This is a genomic window from Edaphocola aurantiacus, assembly GCF_019797745.1.
GTDB lineage: Bacteria > Bacteroidota > Bacteroidia > Chitinophagales > Chitinophagaceae > Edaphocola > Edaphocola aurantiacus.
The window spans coordinates 896,580-920,300 of record NZ_VOSI01000002.1 but is presented as its reverse complement, the minus strand read 5'-3'; the positions used below and the strand labels follow the sequence as shown (position 1 = coordinate 920,300).

Sequence of the window (23,721 nt, the reverse complement as noted above, 5' to 3'; positions counted from 1 at the left end):
ATTAATTCTTAGCCGGCAGCAGGGAATATCCTTTAGCATATTCAGCCATTTGCTCGTAGAATGAAGTCGGGTATTCGATCTTAACATCAGTGATCTTATCACCATTCATAACCGGAACCAGTCTTGGTTGCACAAACCCTTTGTATGGTTTGGTATTCAGTTTTGCATAACGATCCAGGATCTCTTTATGTAATACCGGATCTACTTTTACACCATATGTTTCCACCAGGTTTTTACCGGCATTGAAGTCACCTTCAGATTTAATACGCTGAATCTCTTTCAGCAGTTCACCAAACAGGGTACGCAGCTTATTGTAATCGTTGATTTTCACGAAAGTTTTACCGTCTTTCTTGATCAGTTCTACTACGTTATCCTTCTTACCTTTTTCATATACCCAGTATGCATTCAGGGCTCTGTTGCGCATATGTGCTTCTTCAATTTTATCACCCAGTTTCAGGCGGGTCAGCTGCGTCATCAGGCCATTCATCATGTAGTTATAGTATTCTGCTTTACCTACTTCCAGAGAAGGCATCACACCGATATCTACTAGTTTTTTGTCCATGATGTAATACAGCGCAACCAGGTCAGCACGAGCCTCTTCCAGGGCACTGGCATAGTTTTTCAGGGTTTTATCCGGAGTACCTACACCCGGGTTGATCTGTCCTGATGCGTGACCGATACATTCGTGCATATCTGTATGCAGATCGCTGGCCAGACTACCGTATTGTTTAATACGATCCATATCTTCTTTGCCATCTACAAACTCTTCCAGCATACCACTTGATTTGCTGCTTTCATTATAGGCATGTACGATATTGGTCAGGGATACCGATTTAGAACCATGTTCTTTTCTAACCCAGTCAGAGTTAGGCAGGTTGATACCGATCGGAGTACTTGGCGCCGCATCTCCGGCTTCTACAATCACTGTAATACCTTTAGCGGTAATACCTTTAACTTGTTTTTTCTTATGCTCCGGCATCAGTGGAGAGTTATCCTCGAACCATTGTGCTTCGCTGGCAATTTTAGATACGATTTTAGTTGTTTCCAGGTCTTTCAGAGACACTACAGCCTCATAACTACCTTTCTTGCCTATTGCGTCGTTATACACCTCTATATAGCCAATAGATGCATCTATACGGCTTGCTGTATCTGCTGTCCATGCGATGTTGTATTCATCCCATTTATTCAGATCACCGGTTTTGTAGTATTCAACCAGTAAAGACAGTGCTTTTTTCTGTGCTTCATTTTCCGCTACAGTAACTGCCTTTTCCAGCCAGGAAACCATTTTAGTGATCGCTGCATCATACATGCCACCTTGTTTCCATACCTTCTCGATTAATTTACCGGAAGCATCTTTCATTACTTTAGAGTTCAGTCCCCATTCCGGCTCGCGGTCAGAGTGCGGGAACAACGCTGGATTGTTGTAGAATGCTTCTACCTCTTTCTGCGTAACGCCTTCGTAGAAGTTGTTTGAAGAGTTGGCAATGTTATCAACTCCGGCACGCAGATCCACCATCTTAGGCATATAGCTCATATCATACAGTGGTGCATGAATGCGGGTCAGGAAAGCATCTACACTTTCGCCCTGCTCTAAAGGCAGTTTTGTGGTATCACTATTCTTTACCAGTGATTTGAAATATTCTTCAGAACACTCCGGAATAAATTTATCTTTTGAATAGTGGTGGTGATTACCGGTGCTGAACCAGAAACGACCAGCATATTCCATGAATTTTTTCCAGTCTTCGGAGTTCTTATCTCCTTTATACGTTGTATAAATTGTCTCGATAGTCTTGCGTAAAGTTAAACCATGAATATTGGCCTGATCGTAATAGATATCTCTACCACACAGGGCTGCTTCATAAAGGTAGTACGCCAGTGTTTTTTGCTGCAGGGTCAGCTCATCCCAACCCGGCACTTCGTAGCGCAGCAGTTGCAAGTCTGCAAAGGCCTCTGCCTCTACTTTAAAATCTTTACTGTAACCGCTTGCGGCTTTTTCTTTCCCATCCGTAGTACCGGAAGTGGTTCCTTTACAAGAAGCAAATGCTAAAGCTCCTGATAGCATCATCATTCCTATTTTTAATTTTGACATAAGCAATTAATTTTTCTGGTATTGAAGCAGTAAAGATAAACTAATTTCAATAGTAAGCCCGTCCCCCTTTCGGGGGGAGATTGTAACAAAAAAGAGCTGCATCCGAAGGATACAGCTCTTTTTATATGTAAGATTAATATTCTATTTCAGACCGAATGCTGATAAGATCAGGTATACAGATCCTGCGAACAGGGCTGAGATCGGAATGGTAATAATCCATGCCCATAAAAGGCTGATGGTTACACCCCAACGAACGGCAGACAGACGCTTGGTGGCCCCTACCCCGATAATAGAACCGGTAATGGTATGTGTTGTACTCACCGGTATTTTCAGCATCTCTGTGATAAACAGGGTTAAGGCGCCGGCTGTTTCAGCAGCTACCCCTTCGAAAGGAGTTACTTTGGTGATCTTGGTACCCATTGTTTTGATGATCTTCCAACCACCACTCATAGTACCCAAAGCGATTGCGGTATAACATGCCAGCGGTACCCAAGCCACCATATGATCCAGGCTATACTTGGTCGGATCGTAGGCGATATAGGCTGCCATAATGATACCCATTACTTTCTGAGAGTCATTACCACCGTGACCGATACTGAATGCGGCAGAGGAAACCAACTGCATGCGTTTGAACCAACGCTCAGATTGTGCATAGTTCAAAGAGCTCAGGAACAGGGTAAAGATGGACATAGACATGAGGATGAAGAACAATAATGCCCATTTCATATTATGTCCGAACAGTAATAACTTAAGGATATACGGCTTCTGGCTGTCGATTGATTTCTGTGCAGCCTCGGCTTTCTTCTTCGCTTCTTTCAGATCTTTAAACAATGGTTCTGCTTCTTTTCTCAGCTTCTCATCTGCGATCTCTTTTACTTTCTGATCGGTAGTCAGGTTTAAAGCGGTGATTTTTGCAGTTGTTTCTTCAATCTTTACCTGCGAATTATACATAGTTGCCTTCGGTGTCTCCAGCACTCTTGACATAGAGTACAGAGAAAGTATAATGATCGACACTGAAATAATCTTCGGCCATGCTCCTTTCTTAAAGGAGTGCAGGAACCAGAGTGAGATGATAAAGGCGACCAGCATACCCATAAACGGCGCCAGTACAATAAAGGAAATAATCTTGATAATGGTAGGACCATCAATAGCGCCTAATCCGGTAGCTCCGCTGCTGGATAATAAGGCATGTGCTATGGCTGCCCCGCCGAAGCCCCCGATAAGGGTGTGGGAGGAGCTGGAAGGTATTCCGAACCACCAGGTAATAAGGTTCCAGGCAATGGCTGCGATGAGACCGGCCAGGATAACCGCCAGGGTAATGTACTCCGTCTTTACCGTCTTGGCAATGGTATTGGCTACCCCGTGGTCAAAGATAAAATATGCTGCAAAGTTGAAAAATGCTGCCCATACTACAGCCTGCAAAGGTGTCAATACCTTTGTAGACACTACGGTCGCAATCGCATTTGCCGCATCGTGGAAGCCGTTAATATAGTCAAATATTAAGGCTAATGCTATAATGACAATCAGTAAAGTGAACATATAAAAATACTATTGAGATAAAATGTAAAAGAATTGATTAACCCGGAACGGATTAAGCATATTTAACGATTATCGATTCAATAATATTTGTAGCATCTTCACATTTATCGGTGATAAATTCCAGATCCTGATATACGTCTTTTAATTTGATAATTTCTACCGCAGGCAGGTTAGAAGAGAACAGGTCGGTAATGCTTGCTGTATACACATCATCAGCTTCATTCTCGTAGCTGTTTACTTTTACACAACATTCTGTAATCGCACGGATATTTTTCATATCGCGCAGGTTATCTACAGCAATAGCTAATTGTTCAACAGACAGTTGTACAATCTCCGCCATTTTCTTCATATAATCATTAGGCTCTGTAACGTCGTACGTAACGATCTTGTTACCGGCTGCATACATAAAATCAGCTACGTCATCCAGTGCGGTAGCCAGGTAGTGGATATCCTCACGGTCAAACGGGGTGATGAAATTCTGGCCCAGTTCAACAAACACTTTGTGCGATAAGTTATCGTTTTTGTGCTCCCAATCTTCCAGTTTGAGCAATGCCGCTCTTCTGCTATCGTAGTTCGGATCGTTCAATGCTGCTACAAATGCTTTGGACATTCCCTGAAGGTTTACTCCGATTTGCTCAAATAAGCTGAAAAAAATCTTGTCCTTAGGAAGGAAAGCCTTCAAAAATGAATTTAAACCCATATAATTTTATGTTATGCTTTTAAAATTTGGGGCAAATGTATCAATATAATACCGGGCTATGCAATCAAAACGCCAGAGTTAATAATTAATTAATATTGGACTTCTGCCTACCAGACCATGTCAAGGCCATATTTCAGCCTTTTCAGCTTAACATCTTTAGGAAATGTAAAGTCGGCAGCCACCAGTGACATTGGGGTAATAGACACTGCTTCTTTATCTTCTACATACTTTCCACGCAGGTCAAGTGTAATCACGCGAAGCGGCAGGGCTCCTTTAGAAGCCTTGATATATACATTCCACTCTTCCATGTTGTAGTTAGTGTATACATCGGGATTAATCCTGATCTCGGGGCTGTAGAAGTATATATACGCCCTGAAGTCCGCCTCGACCTTAACCGCCTTGCAGATATGACCCAGAATAGTGTCCGTATCTTCAACCTCAAACACTTTTACGCGTTGGGTCGTCTTGCTGGTTACATCGATCTTATAAGCGGTATGATCCCTATTAAAGAAGAAATAGGCATTATTACCAGCATTGTACAATTTCACATGATTTTTGTTCTGATCCAGTAACTTATAGTTCTGCTCATTAATGTACAAATGCTGCTCGCGGTCAAAAAATGCCGCCACTTTACTGTTAATATTATTCCCTTTAAAATCGGAATAATTCATTACGTATGAAATCTTGCCCTGGAAATACGCCGTTTTTTCCTGCGACCAAACTACACAAAATGCACATAACTGTGCCATCAATAACACGAGAAACCTCATATAAACTTTATTTTTAAATTTTTACTATTTACTACTACGTTTTTTAGGGCTGAGAGGTTACTCTTTCAATCAGTTCATATAAGGAGGTAGGGTAAAACTAAAACAATATTTTCATATTTCCTACCACACTTAAAAAACTATATGATAACTTTATGTAATATTATTAATGTTACCTTAAAACTACCATAATGAAATCTAAAACCAGCCCACAAATCCTCATTATTGACATTGAGACTGTTAGCGAACATGCAGACATTACTAACCTGGAAGAAAGCATCCGCGAGCACTGGATACACAAGTCTTCATTCTTAAAGCTTAGCGAAACAGAACTGGCCGATCCGGCCGAAAGTTATCGTAACAGGGCCTGTATCTATGCAGAATTTGGCAAAGTAATCTGCATCGGCCTGGGCATCATTGATGCTAAAAACAAACAAATCCGTATTAAGTCTATAGCCGATCACGATGAGCAAACTGTCTTGCAGACCTTTGCCGATACCATTAAAGAGATCTCGGAACAGCATCCTGCTATTATATTCTGCGGCCATAATATTAAGGAGTTCGACCTGCCTTATCTCTGCAGGCGATTTACTGTACAGGGCCTGAGCCTGCCCGATTGCTTACAGCTGAATGGCCTGAAACCATGGGAAGTACCACATATTGACACCCTTAACCTATGGCGATTTGGCGATTACAAACATTTTATTTCACTGGATCTGCTTGCCCGTACCTTAAAATTGCCGTCTTCTAAAACGGAGATGAGCGGTAGTGAAGTAGGACATAACTACTGGATAGAAAATGACCTGCCCGGTATTGCCCATTACTGCATGAGCGATATCTATACTACTGCACTGGTCTACATGCGCCTGACACAGCAAAGCAGCGATGGATATGAGCCCTGTTATGTGTAATGTTATATTCTAGGCAGAAATAGTTAAATTTGTGTGTATAAACCAGATAATGAAAAAGAATACTACTACGAATGATATTGTTATTGCATTGATTGAAGATGACGCTATAATCCGGGAAAGCTTCCAGGTTTTACTAAACGATGCTGAAGGCTACCAGGTAAAAGCAGTATTCGCAGATGCAGAAAGTGCGCTGAAGCAGCTTCCTGCAATTGCTCCGGATGTTGTGTTGCTGGACATACAGCTGCCGGGCCTATCGGGCTTGCAGGCCTTGCCCAGGATTAAAGAAATATGCCCGGATACGGCTGTAATTATCCTGTCTGTAAACGAGCACCAGGATGCCGTATTTGAAGCGCTGACCAAAGGCGCCTCCGGCTACCTGACCAAAAACACGCCTCCTCAGAAAATACTGGATGCGGTGAATGAAGTAATGCTGGGCGGCGGACCAATGAGCGCGCACATAGCCCGTATGGTTGTTAACTCCTTCCAGCGCAGCAAGGAATCACCACTCACCAAGAGAGAGACAGAGATACTGGAGCAGATTGCCAATGGAAAGACGCGGGGCAAAATAGCAGATGAATTCTTTATCGACCTGGAAACTGTAAAATCACACCTGAAAAATATATACAGTAAGCTTGATGTTCATTCTAAAGCAGAAGCCATTAAAACAGCCCGTATGAACAAATTTATATAACCCCATTTACTATTCTATAAACGCTTTAATCACATGATAAAACAGTTTTTTTGGATAATCGGATGCATACTGCTTTTATGTCCCGGCTATAGCGCGCAGGCACAGAGCAGCAGCGTTCTCTTTATCCCTAATGAAGGGCAATGGTCACAGGATTTTCTCTACAAGGGTATCTCTCCGAATGTGGACATATACCTGGAGCATGGAGGGATTACTTATCTTACCGGTGCTCCGGAAAACAATGCCCTGATCGAGCAGTATAAGGATGGTAATATTGATGCCCCTACGCTAAAGTTTCATGCTTATAAAATGAAATGGCTTAACGGGAACCAGCAGGCTGCCGTGGTACCGCAAAGCAAGCAAACTGCTTATCACAACTACTATCTGGGCAGCGATCCGCAACGCTGGAAAAGTAATGTGTCGCTGTTTGGCAATGTTACTTTTAAAGAGATTTACCAGGGTATAGATTTTTATTTCTATTCTGAAAACAGTTACCTGAAGTATGATCTGGTGGTACAACCCAATGCAGATATTAATAAAATAAAACTGCAGTACGAAGGCACAAACGGACTGAGCCTGGAAAAAGGCAACTTACAGATCCAGACCTCCGTGGGTAAGATTATAGAACAAAAGCCTTACGCTTTTCAGTATGTAGACGGCGTTCGTAGAGAAGTAAAGTGCGAGTATGTACTGAATGGTGATGTACTGAGCTTTAAATTCCCCAAAGGTTACGACAAAAGCCAGGTACTGACGATTGACCCGCAGATGGTATTCGCCACACTGACGGGTTCTATTGCAGATAATTGGGGCTTTACGGCTACCTACGATGCTGCCGGCAATCTGTATGCCGGGGGTATCGCCAGAGGAGCCGGTTATCCGGTGGGTACCGGTGCCTTCCAGACCACTTATGGCGGTGGTAGCGGGTCTGCAAGCCTGGGTATCGACTGTGATATTTCTATCTCTAAATTTAACGCTACAGGGACTTCCCTGGTTTACTCAACATACATCGGTGGCAGCAGCAATGAAATGCCGCACAGCCTTATTGTAGATCAGAATAACAATCTGGTGATCAGCGGAAAATCTGCTTCTACCAATTACCCTACTACAACCGGCGCTTTCCGTACCACCAATGCAGGAGACTTTGACATTATAGTTACCAAACTGAATGCCGGAGGCACTGCACTTGTCGGATCTACCTATATCGGAGGCACTGCTGCAGATGGTGTAAACATCTCTGCCAACTATAATACGTTTTCTACCTTAAAGCATAACTACGGTGATGATTCCCGTAGCGAAGTTATTGTCGATAATACCGGTAATATATACCTGTCCAGCAATACGCAATCTGCAAACTTCCCGGTAAGTGCCAATGCACTTAAATCATCGCTGGGTGGCACACAGGATGGTGTATTTCTGAAATTTAATCCGACACTGACCACGCTTACCTACGGCACTTACCTTGGTGGTACCAGCGTAGACGGAGCCTATAGTATTGCCCTGGACAAAACACAGGCTATGGTATATGTTTCCGGCGGTACGCAGAGTACCGACTTCCATAGCAGCAGTACGGCTGGTGCATGGCAAGCCAGTAATGCAGGAGGCATCGACGGATATATCATGCGCTTCCAGAATAGCGGTACCTATCCTTTGATCCGTACTACTTATGTGGGTACTACCGCTTATGACCAGAACTATGGTATACAGGTCGACAAAGAAAATAATGTATATGTAATGGGACAAACACAGGGTAGCTTCCCGGTAAGTCCCGGTGTATATAACAATCCGGGTTCACGCCAGTTTCTGCTGAAGCTGGACAGCACGCTTGCCACACGGATTTATTCTACTGTATATGGTAGTGGTAGTAATGTATCCAATGCAAATATCTCTCCGGTTGCATTTCTTGTAGATACCTGTGAGAATGTATATATCTCCGGCTGGGGCGGTCTTACATCTGCTGCACCGGCAACCAGTGTACTGGGTATGCCTATAACCAGCAATGCGATACAACCTACAACCGATGGTGCAGACTTTTACTTTATTGTATTAAGCAGTGGTGCCCAGAGCCTCCTTTATGGCACATACTTTGGTGCTCCGTCTAAAGAGGAGCACGTAGATGGTGGTACCAGCCGCTTTGACCCTAAAGGGGTGGTATACCAGGCTATATGTGCCAGTTGCGGTGCAGGCTCTGCATTTCCTTCTACGCCCGGTGCCTATGCAACGACAAAAGGCAGTTCTAACTGTAACCTTGGTGCGGTAAAAATCGCGTTTAACCTGGGTAGCGTGTCGGTGAATGCTGCTGCGAGCCCTTCTACTTCTGGTTGTGTGCCATTTACGGTACAATTCCAGGACAACTCTTCCAATGCTACCTCATGGAGCTGGGCCTTTGGCGACGGTGGCTTCAGTACGGCACAAACCCCTACGCATACATATACCACACCAGGCACTTATAACGTGCGCCTGATCGGAAGCAATCCTGAAGGCTGTATTACGGAAGATACCAGTTATGTGACCATTACCGTACGTGCAGATACCGTTAATGCTGACTTTACCTACACTATACTGGATAGCTGTTTTAGCCCTAAAGTGCAGTTCAACAATACCTCTGTAGGTATTAACGGCGGCCCGACCACGGGCGCTACGTTTGTATGGGATTTCGGCGATGGTAATAGCTTTACCGGTGCTAACCCTCCTGTGCACTCGTATGCCGGTACGGGACCATACAACATTAAACTGAAAATGACGATGCCCGGTGCCTGTAATAACCCGGACAGTGTGATCAAAACGATTAATTTCTCTAACCTGTTTGTAAACGCTAATCCGATTCCGGACATAAGCGCTTGTGTACATGCAGCAGTAGACTTCCCGGATTCCAGCAGCAATGCCATCTCTTATCAGTGGGATTTTGGCGATGGTACGCAAGCGACCACATCTCCAACCAGTCACGTATATACCCAGTCGGGTACATACACTGCCCGTTTGATTGTGGGCAATCCTAATACCTGTAATAAATTCGATACCATTTATGTAACGGTAACAGTCCATTCAACCCCAACTGCTTTGTTCACCTTTAGTCCTACAGTGGGCGAACCGAACGAACCATTCACCTTTACCAATATGAGCCGCGGTGCCACCAGCTATTTATGGAATTTCGGAGATGGCAGAAGCAGCACAGAAACGAATCCTGTATTTGAGTACAGACGTAGTGGAACATACGAAGTATGTCTGACCGCTACCAATGAATTCAACTGCAGCGACAAAATATGTAAGGAACTGACCGCGAGCATTTACCCTATCGTGGACCTGCCTACAGCATTCAGTCCTAATGGAGATGGCAATAATGACATCCTGCGCATCAGGGGTTATGGTATTGAAAAGGTAAACCTGCAAATCTTTAACCGCTGGGGTGAAAAAGTATTCGAGACCAGTGAACTGGATAAAGGATGGGATGGTAAGTATAAAGGTGTACTCCAGGAAATGGATACTTATGGTTACCTGCTTACTGCCGACTTCTTTGATGGCTCTACTACCAAGAAACAGGGTAATGTAACCCTTATGCGATAAGCATTTCAATCTTATATAAAACAATAAAGGAGGGCATTGCCCTCCTTTATTGTTTTATATACATTTCGCTACCGTTCAAAGGCAGCCTTCTTCTTCAATGCTGATTGCTGCTGCTGCGGTGCGATCAGTACCGCAGGGTCAAAGACGAAATCAATATCATTCTCCCAACCGGGTTTCAGATCAACTGTGGTCTGGTGCGGAAATATCATCTCGGGCTGCAGCTTTTTCCAGAAATTACCGGGATCCCACATGCCATTCCTGTTTCCGTCTGCAATAATTTTGATCGTATATTTTCCCGGATCCAGTAAGGTAAGGGTCACCACACTATCCCGTACTGTTTGCTGATAGATGCTGTCCTGATCTTTGTATACCGACAGCACAAAACTATCTGCACGGTAAGCCGCCGGGATATGTATATTCATCATGGCATAATCTTCATTACGCTTGGTGCGGAAGCTAACTTTTGCCGGAGGCAGCTCTTTCCCTGCAGTGTCTAGTGCCCAGCCCTTCACCAGTCGCAGGGTATATACTGTTTCCGGTTCCCAGCGATGGTGTATCAGTATGCGGCTGCTATCTGTGCTTATGGTCCGGCGTCCTTCTGTTTCAATACCACCTGTATTGATATAGCTGAGGTATATTTTCGAAGAATCGATTTTGCCGACAATCGTATTCAGCAGGATGCCCAAAGGTTTATTCAGCTCAAAAGTCTCGCGTTCCAGGTGCGCAGAATCGGCCTGTACAATATATACCTGGGCATTCTTGTCTGTAGAAATGATTTTACCTACCGTAAGCGGTTTGGCAATAACAGTAGTATCTTTTACTGCCGCCAGTGGAGTTCTGGCTTTGGAACTATATAAGGTTATACTGGTTGAATCTGATTCCGGTTTTGGCTGAAGGCTTCCGGCAATAAATCCGATACGCTCCTCTGCACCATACATCTTATTATCATCCGCATCGGCAATGGCAAATATGTGGAAAGACTTATCCGGCAGACCGCTTAATTTAAAATGACCATTCTGATCTACCCGGGTTACATACATCGCTTTCTTGGTGAGCAGCATGGAATCATTGAATGGTTCCGGATACAGCACTACTATAGCCCCCGTATCAGGGTGTCCCCCGTATACATCTGCCACATTACCCTGTAACTGCAGGGAATCGAAATAGTCGCCTGTTGTAAATGTATACCGGAAATTTCCATAAGGCGTTTTCTCCCGGTTATCCGTAATCGCATTTCCAAGAGAAATGCGATAGGTAGTATTGGGCTTTAATAAACTGTCTACAATTTTGATCTCTACACGTTTACCGATAGCGACCACGGAAGGTTGAATATCCAGTTGCGGCGACAGGTCCAGGTTTTTCTGCAGATCAGTCAGCTCTACGAATTTGTCGAAGTGTAATACAATTTTACTCACCTTCTGATTGCGCAAAGAATCTTTAGGAGACATGGACAGCAACTTTGGCGGAGTAATGTCCTTTTCCCCTCCGGACGGTGGAACGATATTGGCACAGGAGTACAATCCTGCAAACAATAGTGCCATCGCCGCTGGTAAAATCCAGCCTGTATATTTATTTAGTTTCAAACAAGGTATTTTTAACGCATCAAAAGTACAAGTATTCTACTGCTTAGAAAAATGTGGCTTTTTTTGTATTGTTATTTAAAAAGGTGAATTTTGCGCCTAACCTGTTAAAGCACAGCACACATCAGATGACGCATACAACCACCGGAAATATTCACCAAAAGCATAGCATCCAGGATTGGATCGCGGTACTCTCCTGCCTGATGATGATCGCCGGAATGCTGCATGCGCGCGCTTTGGTCAGTATCGGTGCCATTGCCCTTTTTCTGAATGCCTGCATGCCGGGTACCATAAAGCAACATTGGACTACAATCCGCAAAAGCCGGCTGGCTTTATGGAGTGCCCTCTTCTTTGCCAGCTACCTGCTCTCTGGTTTATGGAGCAGTAACACTGCTGAATGGGCTTCCCGCATCGTGATCAAGCTTCCGTTCCTCCTGTTACCATTTGGTTTTCTCAGCGTACCGGTTCATAAGCTGAACATGTTGCGCATACTTATATATAGCATTTCGGGACTGTTACTGATCAATATCAGTCAGAGCCTGTATACTTTTATGCAAAACCCGGGCTATTACATAGAGTCTTATGGCTCATCCAAACTGATCCCTACTTCTATATACAATGATTATATACGCTTTAGCCTGGCATTGGTATTGACAACGCTTTTAAATGTGTATTTAGTATTGGAGCACTGGACCAGGATTACAAAATGGGATAAGTTTTTGGCCTTCTTTTTCATACTGGTTCTTACAGGTTTTAATCATTTACTGGCAACGAAAACGGGCCTGCTCGGATTCTATATTATGATTGCCATACTGGGCTTTGGTAAAATTTATAATCGTAATAAGCTGGTGGCCGTATTATTCCTGCTGTCTCTGCCTGTCCTGGGTTTTCTGGCCTACTTAAAAGTGCCGACAATCCATGCCAAAATTGATTACGTACAAAAAGAGATCGAACAGGCAAACGACCCCAATGCTGCACTGGACTACAACTATAGCGACCAGGGCCGCATTATCTCTTATCAGCTGGCATTGAATATTATCAAAGAGCACCCGGTGCTGGGAGTAGGCGCCGGAGACCTGAAAAAAGCAATGGCAGATCAGTATGCAGCGCACTACCCGCTGATACCGGAAGAGAACCGCCTGATCCCTCATAACCAGTTACTTTTTGTGATGGTTGCGCTGGGTAGCGTATTAAGTCTTATCTTTATACTCATGATTGTACAACCAATATTCAGTAAAGGGCCTGGCGCAGTGTATGCGATAGCCACTTCCGCAGTACTGATCTTTGCTATGATGGCAGAGTCAATGCTGGAAGTACAGTTTGGTGTACTGGTATATCTTTTCTTCGTATTATTTGTCTGGCGCCTGCGCGCCGTCAATTCTCCTGCAGCCACAGCCGCTGCCCTTTAAGTTATTTTTCATTTCATTTCATTTCAGACTAATCTCCTTTAGGGAGAATTCAAAATATTGTAAATTGCAGCACTATGCAAAAAGATATCGTAGTTAGTGGAATCCGTTCCACCGGATTTTTACATTTGGGCAACTATTTTGGTGCCATTCATAATTATATCAAAATGCAGAATGATTACAACTGTTACTTCTTTGTAGCAGATTATCATTCCCTGACCACTCATCCTGACCCTAAAGATCTTAAGCAAAACGTTTTCCGTGTAGCCGCAGAGAACATTGCCAGCGGACTGGATCCGGATAAGGTGTCCCTGTACGCACAATCGGACGTACCGGAGATTACAGAATTATATTTAATGCTGAATATGCTGGCCTATAAAGGGGAACTGGAAAAAGTGCCTACTTTTAAGGATAAAGTGAGACAAAACCCGGACAATGTGAATGCCGGCCTGCTCACTTATCCGGTATTAATGGCAGCAGACATACTGATACACCGTGCGGTGAAAGTACCGGTGGGCAAGGATCAGGAGCAACACCTGGAAATGGCCCGCAACTTCGGTAACCGTTTCAACCAGCGCTATAACGTTGACCTGTTCCCGGAACCGCATGTATACCGCTTCGACGAGCAGACGGTAAAAATCATGAGCCTGGATGGCAATGGCAAAATGAGCAAAAGCGAGAACCAGAATGCGACCATCTACCTGAATGATGAAGCAGAAACGATCCGCAAAAAAATGATGAAGGCCAAGACAGACAGCGGTCCGACAGAACCAAACAGCGCAATGCCTGATTATATAAAGAATCTGTTTGACCTGATGGATCTGGTATCAGAAAAGGATACGGCAGCATTATTCAGAGAACAGTTCAACAGCTGCAGCATCCGCTACGGTGATTTCAAAAAGCAGCTGGCCGAAGATATGATCCGTTTTGTGGATCCGATCAGAATAGAGGCACTGGAATTGCAGAAAGACGAAGAGCGTCTGCGTAAGATCCTGAAATCGGGAGCAGAACGTGCCCGTGAAAGTGCCGTTCAGACCCTGACTGCAGCACGCAAAGCAATCGGCATTAACTATTATTAATCTCCAGAACTGTACAATAGTATAATGAGTACGTTAAAGCACATTGCCATAGCCGGAAATATCGGGGCAGGGAAAACTACCCTGACCCAGATGCTGGCTAAACACTATAAATGGGTACCGCAATTTGAATCGGTAGAGAATAATCCTTATCTGAGCGATTTCTACAATGATATGCAGCGATGGTCTTTCAACCTGCAGATCTACTTTCTGAACAGCCGGCTGAAGCAACTGCTCGAAATACAGCAGAGTGCTCATGCGGTAATACAGGACAGAACAATCTATGAGGATGCGCACATCTTTGCACCCAACCTGCATGAGATGGGATTGATGTCTTCCCGGGATTTTGAAAATTATGCCCAGTTCTTCCGTACGATCAAGAGTATGGTGAAGCCACCGGACCTGATGATCTACCTGAAGGCTTCTATTCCGACACTGGTAGACCAGATTCAGAAAAGAGGACGTTTGTACGAGGACAATATCCGGCTCGATTACCTGAAGCGCCTTAATGAGCATTATAATCATTGGGTGGATAATTATAAGGACGGTAAGCTGCTGATCATTGATATTGACAACTGTAATTATGCCGATAATACCGAAGATTTTGCCCAGGTAATCAGTAAGATAGATGCGGAGATCAATGGTCTTTTTTGACCATGTTTTAACGTATGAGAAACGTAAGTTTCGTTAATTTTGCAAAAATTTTAATATTTTGAACAGTAAGCAATTGATCGCCATTGGTGTCGCACTGGCTGCCACAGCAGGTATATACTGGGGTACAAGTAATGTAAAACCCGCAAAGGAAAGCGCTGAGGCGAGCCATAACCATAGTGCCGATGACGGACATGACCATGCTGCGGAAGCCCCCGGAGCTGCAGGCCCCATGATGGGCGGAGCAATGGCGATGGTACCACCTGCCAATTTTGACTCTTTACTTGCTGCAACCAAGAAAAAATTACTGTCTCCGCAGACTGCTGCAGAAATAAATCACCTGGAAACAGACGCCCTTACCAACAAAGATCAGACGGCGCAAGCCGCTTCCTATAAGGCTTTGGGCGATCGCTGGCAGAAAATGAACCAGTTTGGTATTGCGGCACATTATTATGCGGAAGCGGGTAATTTGGAAAATTCAGAAAAAATACTGAACTTTGCCGCCCATTTGTTTCAGGAAGCTCTGTCTGAAGAGAAAGATGCTGCTGTGAGACAATGGCTGGCCGAAGGCCGGATTGCTTCTTTGAATAAAGTGATAAACATTGATCCGAAAAGTGATACCCTTGAAATGGATATTGCTGTCGTAATGATTGACCGGGGTGATGTAATGAATGGTGTATTTAAACTGCGTGATTTTGCAGAAAAACATCCTCAGAACATCCGGGCACAGGTTACACTGGGTAAAATGGCATTACAATCCAATCAAACGGATAAGGCTATTGAACGTGGTGTAAAAGTACTGGCACTGGACAAAAACAATCTGGAAGCGCACCTGTTTATGGGTGAGGCCTACAAAATGCAGGGCAATCTCGAAAAAGCTATTGAGTTATTCAATGAGGCGAAAGCGATTATGAAAAACCCGGCATTTGATAAAGACATGGATGCATATATCGCTACTTTCAATAAGCAGCAAAAACCATAAAATTTATAGCGCGAAACGCTTGAAATATATAGTAAACATTTTATTAACTTAATTAAATCAATTAATTATGCCTTGTGGTAAGAAAAGAAAACGTCATAAGATTGCAACACACAAACGCAAAAAACGTTTAAGAAAGAATCGTCATAAAAGCAAAAAGAGATAAGTAGTACCCGTTACCACTTGTTTTTAAATATTTGATGCAGATACTTGTATACTTTTTGCGGGTATCTGTATTCTTATTTGTACCGTATGCTACTTCCCGGTCTGTATCCCACAGCACCCGGCATTAATTGCCACAGCTGTGTAAGATATACAGGGTTTAGTATTATGGTGCTGTTTTGTATTGTAAGATTCATTAAATTGCTTTCCCGAACTTAATTATGCCGACGGCATTTCTTCTGACTCTGCCTTTGTCAGAAACCTGTTGTACGGTACTTAGTATCCATAAGTGAGGAGAATGCCGGAACCCAGTTGGTGCAAACGCCTGGGGTTCGATGTAAAAGATATCACTCATGAACAAAGAAATGATTATCGATTCATCGGATAACGGAGTAGCAATAGCGTTGTTAGAGGATAAAAAACTTGTAGAATTACATTACGAGCAAAGCAATACTGCCTTTGCCGTAGGCGATTTATATCTTGGTAAGGTCAAAAAACTGATGCCAGGCCTTAATGCCGCATTTGTAGATGTTGGCTACGAGAAAGACGCATTTCTCCATTATACCGATCTGAGCCCTTATGTGCGCTCACTAATCAAATTTACCCATCAGGCCCGATTCGACACTAATCCTAACGGCTTTGATTTCGGTAATTTCAAAAACGAAGATGAGATTCTGAAAACCGGTAAGATTACTGATGTATTCAACCCGAAACCTGAAATACTGGTACAGATTCTAAAAGAACCTATTTCCTCCAAAGGACCCCGCTTAAGCTGCGAACTTTCACTTCCGGGGCGTTTCGTTGTATTGACTCCTTTCAACAACTTCGTATCTATCTCCCGCAAAATACATTCTGCTGAAGAAAGAAAACGTTTGCAGAAAATCGTGGAAAGCATCAAACCTAAAAACTTTGGTGTAATCGTACGTACTGCTGCTGAAGGAAAAAATACAGCTGAACTCCATTCCGATCTTTCTGACCTGGCCAGTACCTGGCAGAATATTCAGAATAACCTGAAAGGTGCTGTTCCGACACAGCGCATCCTGAGCGAGAAAGCTAAAACGACTTCTATCCTGCGCGATCTGCTAAATGACAGTTTCTCAAAAGTAGTGGTTAATGATAAAGGAATATTGAACGATACCCGTGACTATATTGCTAAGATCGCTCCTGAAAAGGAAGAGATTGTGCAGTTTTATCACCAGGATCAACCGATCTTTGATTCCTTTGGCATTACCCGCCAGGTAAAAGCCTCTTTTGGCAAAACCGTTAACCTGAACAGTGGTGCCTACCTGATCATTGAGCATACAGAAGCGATGCACGTGATTGATGTAAACAGCGGTACCCGTGCAGCAGACAGCAACCAGGAAGAAAGTGCATTAAAGACAAACCTGGAGGCCGCAGAAGAAATTGCACGCCAGTTAAGATTGAGAGATCTGGGCGGTATTATTATTATCGACTTTATTGACCTGAAGTTACCGGAGAACCGCAAGATACTGCATGATGCGATGTCTAAGTTTATGACTAAAGACAGAGCCAGAAATACAGTACTGCCAATCTCTAAATTCGGACTGATGCAGCTGACCCGTCAGCGCCTGCGCCCGGAAATCAATATCAATACAACGGAAGTTTGTCCTACCTGCAAAGGCAGCGGTAAGATTGAACCTTCTATCCTGATTACTGATGAAGTAGCTAAAGATGTGCAATACCTGATCAACCAGGGACATAAAAACCTGGCCATTATGTGTCACCCGATGTTGCAGTCATATATTAAGTATGGCGGCTTCTGGAAATCACTACAATGGAAATGGTATCGCAAACACAAGATCTGGCTGAAGATCAAACCTAATAATGACTTCCCGATTACACAATACAAATTCATCGATACCCAAACCGATGATTTCATAAAACTGTAAATGGAATAAGCTTATAAAAAAATAAACCTGCCATACGGCAGGTTTATTTTTTTATAAGCTTATTGTTGTTCTATAATATTATATAGTGCGTCCAGCTTAGGCTCCAGGATGATCTCCGTTCTACGGTTCAAAGCCCTGCCTTCGGGACTCTCATTGCCGGCAACCGGGAAGTACTGGCTGCGGCCACTGGCGATAATCCGCTCCGGATCAATTTTATAATCATTGGTCAGTACCCTTACGATTGCTGTTGCACGGGCAACACTAAGGGCCCAGTTATCTTCAAATTTCAAACGGATAGGAATGGAATCGGTATGTCCTTCTACAGCTATAGTAATATCCGGATTGGCATTTAATACTTCAGCAAGTTTTGACAAAGCATTCTTGGCCCCGGTATTCACCACGGCACTACCCGATGGGAACAAAAGACTTTCCTGCAGGCTTACATACACCTTACCATTTTTCTGAGATACGGTCAGTTCACTGGCCTTGAATCCTTTCAGTGCCTCCGACATCTTGTTTTTCAGTTCCTCTGTCTTGGCCTTCTGCTTATCAATCAATTCCTGCAGGGTGCGCAGCCTTTCCTGTTGAGCAGCGATCTCTGCCTGTTTGGCATCCAGTTCAGACTGCTTTGCAGTAATAGTCGACTCCTTATCCTGGATTTCCTGGGCAGCGCTATTATTGGCCGACTCCATTAATTCAAGCCGGTCTCTGAGGTTGTCAATATTGGTGTTCAAATCTTTGTTACGATTACGCAGAGAAGCAATAGTTGCATTAGCATCCTTGTACTTCTTACTGGACACACAACTATATTGTGTATTGAGCGTAAGTAAAGCGGCAGCGGCAATTAGTGGTTTTGCAATCTTTTTCATTGTAAGCAATATGGTATTTAGATGTTTTAATATTTACGGCTGGTCACATAAGCCACCAGATCTTCCATAGCGTCTCTCGCTTCTGAAGGCGGGAAACTATGTAATATATCCAATGCCTCTTTTTGATAGGCCTCCATTTTAGTCTTGGCATATTCAATTCCACCATGCTGCTTCACCAGTCCAATGACTTCCTCAACCTTATCTTTTTGCGTATTCTGGTTCTTAACGATATATATTATCTTACGTCTTGTCGTTTCCTCTGCAGTCTGCAAAGTGTAAATCAGGGGAAGGGTCATTTTCTTCTCCCGGATATCTATTCCTGTTGGTTTGCCAATATTATCATGGCCGTAGTCAAACAGATCGTCCTTTATCTGGAAACTAATGCCCAGCTTCTCGCCAAACTGGCGCATTTTCTCGGCTTCCGCTTCGTTCTCTGTAACAGACCATGCACCAGCACTACAGGCTGCAGCCAGCAATGAGGCTGTTTTGCTGCGTATGATCTCAAAATAAATATCTTCTTTAATATCGAGTTTACGTGTCTTTTCAATCTGCAGCAGTTCTCCTTCACTCATTTCCTTCACAGCCTTAGATACAATTTTAAGAATGGGGTAATCTCCATGCTCAACAGAAAGCAGCAAACCTTTAGATAACAGGTAGTCCCCTACCAACACAGCCACCTTATTTTTCCATAAAGCATTAATTGAAAAAAAGCCCCTGCGCATATTAGCCTCATCCACTACATCATCATGTACCAGGGTAGCCGTATGTAACAATTCAATAAGTGATGCTGCTCGAAAAGTGCGCTCATCAGTACCACCAGCTACTTTCGCTGCCAGAAAAACAAACATTGGTCTCATTTGTTTCCCCTTCCGCTTAATGATAAAACTCATGATACGATCGAGCAAGCCTTTGCCACTTTTCATACTCTGAGCGAAGTGCTCTTCAAATATTTTCAGCTCTTCCTCAATTACTTTTTTGGCTAATTTCATTCGAATATTATATCTTCATTAAAATGTCCGGCTAAGGTACTTATTATTTCAGGAAAGCGATGTATAAGTTCTGATCACATTTAAATTTATGTATTTATAACAACTCTGATAACAAATAACAAGGCCCAAATGCAGTTATACCCTGATTGTTATCAAATTGAAAAAATAGACGAATATGCCATAAATTCAGGTATTTATTTTTTTTTTCTCGAAATAGAATATACCTTTGTCGCAATACTTAGAAATAAAAACTAAAAACGTTAATAAACAAATCTCGTTATGGTAAACAAAAAGTACATCTTGTTAGCAGGTTTGTGTTCGGCAATGGCTTTACAACCGGCCTTTGCGCAAGAAACACAACAATCATCATCTTGGGGCGGTAGAGACATGACTTACCGTGGTCAAGTATATGATGTATTAGACACAGCGTATGTTCCAAAAAGCAGAATGGAACAACAACGCCAATATTTAAACTACCAGTATGGCTTCCCTGCAAAACCACGTAATATGTGGGAATTAGGCGTAAGCGTTGGTACACAAAACTTATTCTCTGACGTTACGGACAAAATGCCTTGGACTGCAACTAATCCGTTTAACGCTATGGGCTTCGGCGCATCTCTGCGTAAAGCTTTCGGATACACTTTCTCTGGTCGTTTACAGTATAACTTCCAAAACGCTCAAGGTATTGACTACCGTGGTCGTGAGGCTGCTTATGCAGGTACTTCTTGGGGTGCGTACAACACTAACCCAGGTGCTCTGGTTTATAACAACTACAAATACCGTGCACATGAGTTAACTTTACAAGTTGTTGCTGCTACTAACAACATCCGTTTCCACAAAGCTAAGAATGCATTCAGCTTCTACGGTTTTGCAGGTGCTGGTGCTTTACTGTGGAACACACAAGTTGGTAACATGCAAGCTAACGGTACTGCATTTGATTTCGCTGGCTGGCCAGTTGACGCAAATGGCGTATTAACTACAGATGCTCAGAAAGATTACAAAAAAGCACTGAAAGATGCGACTTATGTTGACGCTAACCGCGCTAACTTAACGAACAAAGGTCAGGCTAAATTTGACATCGGCGACAAAACATGGGGTTTAGTTCCTGCGTTAGTTGGTGGTCTGGGTATCCAATTCAAATTAGGTGATCGCGTATCTTTACAATTCGAAGATAAAATCACTTGGACTGGTCTGGACATCTTAGATGCAACTGAAAGCTCTTTCATGCAGAACAATGATAAAGATCTGATTAACTATGCTTCTGTTGGTTTAGGTTTCAACCTGGGTAACAAGAAAAGAAACGTACAACCATTATGGTGGGTTAATCCAATGGATCATATCTACAACGAAATGGCTGCTCCTCGTCACATGATGCTGCCTGATCCAGTTCTGGCTGATGATGATAAAGACGGTGTTGCTAACCAATTCGACAAATGTCCTGATACTCAAGCTGGCGTGAAAGTTGACGCTACTGGTTGTCCTCTGGATACTGATGGTGATGGCGTTCCTGATTACATGGATAAAGAATTAATCACTCCTACTTACTGTCAACCAGTTGACGCTGATGGTGTTGGTAAATGCCCTTGTCCAGACGGTTGTGGTGGTACAGTTGCTTCTTGTGGTTCTATCGCTGCAGGTTCAGTAATGTTCTCTAACAACTCTGCTCGTCTGTCTCCAGCTGCTCAAAGCCAACTGGCTAACTTAGCTGCTCAGATGAACGCTAACCCTTCTTGTAAAGTGGTAGTAATGGGTAACGCTGGTGCTTCTAAAGTACAACAACAACGTGCTTGGGACCGCGTAAACAATGTAATCGAGTACATGACTGAAACTCAAAACATCAGCCGTGACCGTTTCATCTTCCAATACTCTGGTGCTACTGGCGATATCAACTCTGTTATGTATCGTTCAGCTAACGAAGGCGAAGAAGGTCCATCTTCTGTAGCTCCTCCACACCCACACCTGGGTACAAGCAAATAATTCTAAGTTAACCATACTTTAGATCATAAAAAGAAAGCCCGCAGCAATGCGGGCTTTCTTTTTATGCTTACTTTTGTACACTAATCTTCATATATGTATATTTTAAAGAAAAGCCTGGGTCAGCACTTCCTGCATGATGAGAATATGTGCCTTAAAATTGTAGACCAGGTTACCCTCAGTGAAGGTTTAAATCTTGTAGAAGTAGGACCCGGCGGCGGCGCACTGTCCAAGTACTTACTAGAGATTCCAAATATCCATTACAAGGCTGTTGAGATTGACGACGATAAAGTAAATTATCTGAAGGCAACTTACCCGGCCATAACCGACAAACTGATCCATATCGATTTTCTGAAATCTACTGTACCATTTGAAGGTCAGTTTTCATTGGTCGGTAACTTCCCTTATAATATCTCTTCCCAGATCCTGTTTAAGGTACTGGACTGGCATCACCAGGTCGATGAGGTAATTGGTATGTTCCAGAAGGAGGTTGCACTGCGCGTAGCCGCTGCATCCGGAAAGAAAGATTATGGTATACTCAGTGTTCTGATACAAGCATACTTTGATGTTACTTACCTCTTTGATGTGCATGAGAATTGCTTCACCCCTCCTCCTAAAGTTAAATCAGGCGTGATCAGGTTGAAGAATGCCGGTAACAAATACCAGATTGACCAGTTTCCTAAGTTTCAGAAAATGGTTAAAACTGCATTTGGACAGAGACGAAAAACACTGCGTAATGCGTTAAGACCTTTGATTGCTCCTGAACAATTGGGCGATGAAATTTTCAATAAACGTGCAGAACAGCTTTCTGTAGCAGAATTTGTTGCGATGTACAATCAATACTTTAAAAAATGAGTGTGAAACGCGTATTGCTTATCACTAAAATAGAACCGGTACTGTCTGATTTTCTCCTGGAGAAGGGGTATACACTGGAAGAAGGCTTTTCGATCGATTATGAGCAACTCTCGCAGTGTATTCAGGATTATACGGGTATCATTACCTCCACCAAAATAAAGTTCGATCAGCCTTTACTGGAAAAGGCTGAAAACCTGCACTGGATAGGCCGTATGGGCAGCGGTATGGAACATATAGATGTAGCCTATGCCAAAAGCCGTAATATCATCTGCATCAGCAGCCCGGAAGGGAATGCCAATGCCGTAGCCGAACAGGCCCTGGGCATGTACCTGGCCTTACAGCACCGCATTATAAAGTCACATATAGAACTGCGCCAGGACATCTGGCTTAGGGACGATAACCGTGGCTTTGAAATAGAAGGCACAACAGCCGGTATTATCGGCATGGGTAATAATGGTTACCGCTTTGCACAAAAGCTGACTGCAATGGGGGTAAAGGTCCTGGGCTTCGATATTGAAGCAAAAGACTATCCACCCAATCCTGGAATTACATGGTGTACCGACCTTGAGCAAATATACCAGGAGGCCACGATGATCAGCTTTCACGTTCCGTATACAAAGGACACCCATCATTACTTCAACCAGGAGTTTTGTAAGCGTATGCAACATCCGTTCACCTTACTTAATTTATCAAGAGGTGAAGTGGCGGAGCAATATGCGGTCTATGATGGATTACTCCGTGGCAAAATTGTTGGCGCTGCCCTTGATGTATGGGAAAAAGAACCTATCAGCAAAATGGATGATAAGATGTTTGCGATAGCTATGGAAATGCTGCATATGCCCAACTTTATAGGCACCGCACATATAGGCGGTTATACCTATGATGCCAACACTAAAATGTGTCTTACATTAAGGAAAAAATTAGGATTTATAATTTGATCAATTGATTGTAAAGCCTTAACTTCGCTATAGTTAATGCACGCAATGTATCTCGCAACCATCGGGTACATTGTGTG

At 43.3% G+C, this 23,721-nt stretch carries 18 protein-coding genes; 11 read left to right on the top strand and 7 right to left on the bottom strand.

The window, feature by feature from the left end; genetic code table 11:
* Nucleotide 1: 1 nt before the first annotated feature.
* The 4 genes from FTD44_RS08520 to FTD44_RS08505 all read right to left on the bottom strand — a co-directional run bounded on the left by FTD44_RS08520 (nt 2) and on the right by FTD44_RS08505 (nt 5,098).
* The gene (locus FTD44_RS08520) at nt 2–2,089 is read right to left on the bottom strand and encodes a dipeptidyl peptidase 3 (RefSeq protein WP_222166041.1); all 2,088 of its coding nucleotides are present in this window, start codon (nt 2,087–2,089) and stop codon (nt 2–4) included.
* A gap of 141 nt (nt 2,090–2,230) precedes the next feature.
* Complete coding sequence (locus FTD44_RS08515; RefSeq protein ID WP_222166040.1) at nt 2,231–3,628, bottom strand: inorganic phosphate transporter; 1,398 nt, start codon at nt 3,626–3,628, stop codon at nt 2,231–2,233.
* A gap of 52 nt (nt 3,629–3,680) precedes the next feature.
* The gene (locus tag FTD44_RS08510) at nt 3,681–4,328 is read right to left on the bottom strand and encodes a DUF47 domain-containing protein (protein WP_129020580.1); all 648 of its coding nucleotides are present in this window, start codon (nt 4,326–4,328) and stop codon (nt 3,681–3,683) included.
* 107 nt (nt 4,329–4,435) lie between these two features.
* Nucleotides 4,436–5,098, bottom strand: coding sequence for a hypothetical protein (locus FTD44_RS08505; RefSeq protein ID WP_222166039.1), 663 nt, complete (start codon nt 5,096–5,098; stop codon nt 4,436–4,438).
* A gap of 188 nt (nt 5,099–5,286) precedes the next feature.
* Here FTD44_RS08505 and FTD44_RS08500 point away from each other — a divergent pair, with 188 nt between their 5' ends.
* Genes FTD44_RS08500 through FTD44_RS08490 form a run of 3 tightly spaced genes read left to right on the top strand, consistent with a single transcriptional unit; the run spans nt 5,287 to nt 10,255 of the window.
* Nucleotides 5,287–6,006 carry a ribonuclease H-like domain-containing protein gene (locus FTD44_RS08500; protein ID WP_222166038.1) on the top strand — a complete coding sequence of 240 codons (720 nt, stop codon included), beginning with the start codon at nt 5,287–5,289 and terminating at the stop codon, nt 6,004–6,006.
* Between the two features lie 49 nt (nt 6,007–6,055).
* Nucleotides 6,056–6,697, top strand: a complete 642-nt coding sequence (locus FTD44_RS08495; RefSeq protein ID WP_129020577.1) for a response regulator transcription factor — start codon at nt 6,056–6,058, stop codon at nt 6,695–6,697.
* 33 nt (nt 6,698–6,730) lie between these two features.
* Nucleotides 6,731–10,255 (top strand): gliding motility-associated C-terminal domain-containing protein, encoded by a 3,525-nt coding sequence (locus FTD44_RS08490; protein WP_222166037.1) that lies wholly within the window; start codon nt 6,731–6,733, stop codon nt 10,253–10,255.
* Nucleotides 10,256–10,323: 68 nt separating this feature from the next.
* On the opposite strand, the gene FTD44_RS08485 is transcribed toward FTD44_RS08490, so the two are convergent.
* Complete coding sequence (locus FTD44_RS08485; protein WP_222166036.1) at nt 10,324–11,838, bottom strand: Ig-like domain-containing protein; 1,515 nt, start codon at nt 11,836–11,838, stop codon at nt 10,324–10,326.
* Nucleotides 11,839–11,963: 125 nt separating this feature from the next.
* Here FTD44_RS08485 and FTD44_RS08480 point away from each other — a divergent pair, with 125 nt between their 5' ends.
* The 5 genes from FTD44_RS08480 (at nt 11,964) to FTD44_RS08460 (ending at nt 18,019) form a co-directional block, all read left to right on the top strand.
* Nucleotides 11,964–13,244: an O-antigen ligase family protein gene (locus FTD44_RS08480; protein ID WP_222166035.1), complete on the top strand. Its 1,281-nt coding sequence runs from the start codon at nt 11,964–11,966 to the stop codon at nt 13,242–13,244.
* A gap of 74 nt (nt 13,245–13,318) precedes the next feature.
* Nucleotides 13,319–14,320 carry a tryptophan--tRNA ligase gene (trpS, locus tag FTD44_RS08475; protein WP_222166034.1) on the top strand — a complete coding sequence of 334 codons (1,002 nt, stop codon included), beginning with the start codon at nt 13,319–13,321 and terminating at the stop codon, nt 14,318–14,320.
* Nucleotides 14,321–14,344: 24 nt separating this feature from the next.
* A complete protein-coding gene (locus tag FTD44_RS08470) occupies nt 14,345–14,971 on the top strand; it encodes a deoxynucleoside kinase (protein WP_129020572.1) in 627 nt (208 codons plus the stop codon).
* A gap of 58 nt (nt 14,972–15,029) precedes the next feature.
* Nucleotides 15,030–15,950: a tetratricopeptide repeat protein gene (locus tag FTD44_RS08465; RefSeq protein WP_222166033.1), complete on the top strand. Its 921-nt coding sequence runs from the start codon at nt 15,030–15,032 to the stop codon at nt 15,948–15,950.
* Nucleotides 15,951–16,462: 512 nt separating this feature from the next.
* On the top strand, nt 16,463–18,019 hold the full coding sequence (locus tag FTD44_RS08460; protein WP_129020570.1) for an Rne/Rng family ribonuclease: 1,557 nt from the start codon (nt 16,463–16,465) through the stop codon (nt 18,017–18,019).
* Nucleotides 18,020–18,078: 59 nt separating this feature from the next.
* Here FTD44_RS08460 and FTD44_RS08455 read toward each other — a convergent pair whose 3' ends face one another.
* Both FTD44_RS08455 and FTD44_RS08450 read right to left on the bottom strand, forming a co-directional pair.
* On the bottom strand, nt 18,079–18,888 hold the full coding sequence (locus FTD44_RS08455) for an OmpA/MotB family protein (RefSeq protein WP_222166032.1): 810 nt from the start codon (nt 18,886–18,888) through the stop codon (nt 18,079–18,081).
* Nucleotides 18,889–18,914: 26 nt separating this feature from the next.
* A complete protein-coding gene (locus FTD44_RS08450; RefSeq protein WP_129020568.1) occupies nt 18,915–19,877 on the bottom strand; it encodes a polyprenyl synthetase family protein in 963 nt (320 codons plus the stop codon).
* A gap of 279 nt (nt 19,878–20,156) precedes the next feature.
* Here FTD44_RS08450 and FTD44_RS16200 point away from each other — a divergent pair, with 279 nt between their 5' ends.
* The 3 genes from FTD44_RS16200 to FTD44_RS08435 all read left to right on the top strand — a co-directional run bounded on the left by FTD44_RS16200 (nt 20,157) and on the right by FTD44_RS08435 (nt 23,644).
* Complete coding sequence (locus FTD44_RS16200; protein WP_222166031.1) at nt 20,157–21,854, top strand: OmpA family protein; 1,698 nt, start codon at nt 20,157–20,159, stop codon at nt 21,852–21,854.
* A 93-nt stretch (nt 21,855–21,947) separates the two neighbouring features.
* Nucleotides 21,948–22,706 carry a 16S rRNA (adenine(1518)-N(6)/adenine(1519)-N(6))-dimethyltransferase RsmA gene (gene rsmA / locus FTD44_RS08440; RefSeq protein ID WP_222166030.1) on the top strand — a complete coding sequence of 253 codons (759 nt, stop codon included), beginning with the start codon at nt 21,948–21,950 and terminating at the stop codon, nt 22,704–22,706.
* The gene (locus FTD44_RS08435) at nt 22,703–23,644 is read left to right on the top strand and encodes an NAD(P)-dependent oxidoreductase (protein WP_222166029.1); all 942 of its coding nucleotides are present in this window, start codon (nt 22,703–22,705) and stop codon (nt 23,642–23,644) included. Before rsmA ends, FTD44_RS08435 begins: the two co-directional genes overlap by 4 nt.
* The last annotated feature ends 77 nt before the right edge of the window (nt 23,645–23,721 follow it).

Coding starts and splice junctions, on each gene's coding strand:
- FTD44_RS08435 (WP_222166029.1), top strand. CDS start 22,703: ATGAGTGTGAAACGCGTATTGCTTATCACTAAAATAGAACCGGTACTG.
- rsmA (WP_222166030.1), top strand. CDS start 21,948: ATGTATATTTTAAAGAAAAGCCTGGGTCAGCACTTCCTGCATGATGAG.
- FTD44_RS08455 (WP_222166032.1), bottom strand. CDS start 18,888: ATGAAAAAGATTGCAAAACCACTAATTGCCGCTGCCGCTTTACTTACG.
- FTD44_RS08460 (WP_129020570.1), top strand. CDS start 16,463: ATGAACAAAGAAATGATTATCGATTCATCGGATAACGGAGTAGCAATA.
- FTD44_RS08520 (WP_222166041.1), bottom strand. CDS start 2,089: ATGTCAAAATTAAAAATAGGAATGATGATGCTATCAGGAGCTTTAGCA.
- FTD44_RS08495 (WP_129020577.1), top strand. CDS start 6,056: ATGAAAAAGAATACTACTACGAATGATATTGTTATTGCATTGATTGAA.
- FTD44_RS08510 (WP_129020580.1), bottom strand. CDS start 4,328: ATGGGTTTAAATTCATTTTTGAAGGCTTTCCTTCCTAAGGACAAGATT.
- FTD44_RS08470 (WP_129020572.1), top strand. CDS start 14,345: ATGAGTACGTTAAAGCACATTGCCATAGCCGGAAATATCGGGGCAGGG.
- trpS (WP_222166034.1), top strand. CDS start 13,319: ATGCAAAAAGATATCGTAGTTAGTGGAATCCGTTCCACCGGATTTTTA.
- FTD44_RS08490 (WP_222166037.1), top strand. CDS start 6,731: ATGATAAAACAGTTTTTTTGGATAATCGGATGCATACTGCTTTTATGT.
- FTD44_RS08450 (WP_129020568.1), bottom strand. CDS start 19,877: ATGAAATTAGCCAAAAAAGTAATTGAGGAAGAGCTGAAAATATTTGAA.
- FTD44_RS08500 (WP_222166038.1), top strand. CDS start 5,287: ATGAAATCTAAAACCAGCCCACAAATCCTCATTATTGACATTGAGACT.
- FTD44_RS08515 (WP_222166040.1), bottom strand. CDS start 3,628: ATGTTCACTTTACTGATTGTCATTATAGCATTAGCCTTAATATTTGAC.
- FTD44_RS08505 (WP_222166039.1), bottom strand. CDS start 5,098: ATGAGGTTTCTCGTGTTATTGATGGCACAGTTATGTGCATTTTGTGTA.
- FTD44_RS16200 (WP_222166031.1), top strand. CDS start 20,157: ATGGTAAACAAAAAGTACATCTTGTTAGCAGGTTTGTGTTCGGCAATG.
- FTD44_RS08480 (WP_222166035.1), top strand. CDS start 11,964: ATGACGCATACAACCACCGGAAATATTCACCAAAAGCATAGCATCCAG.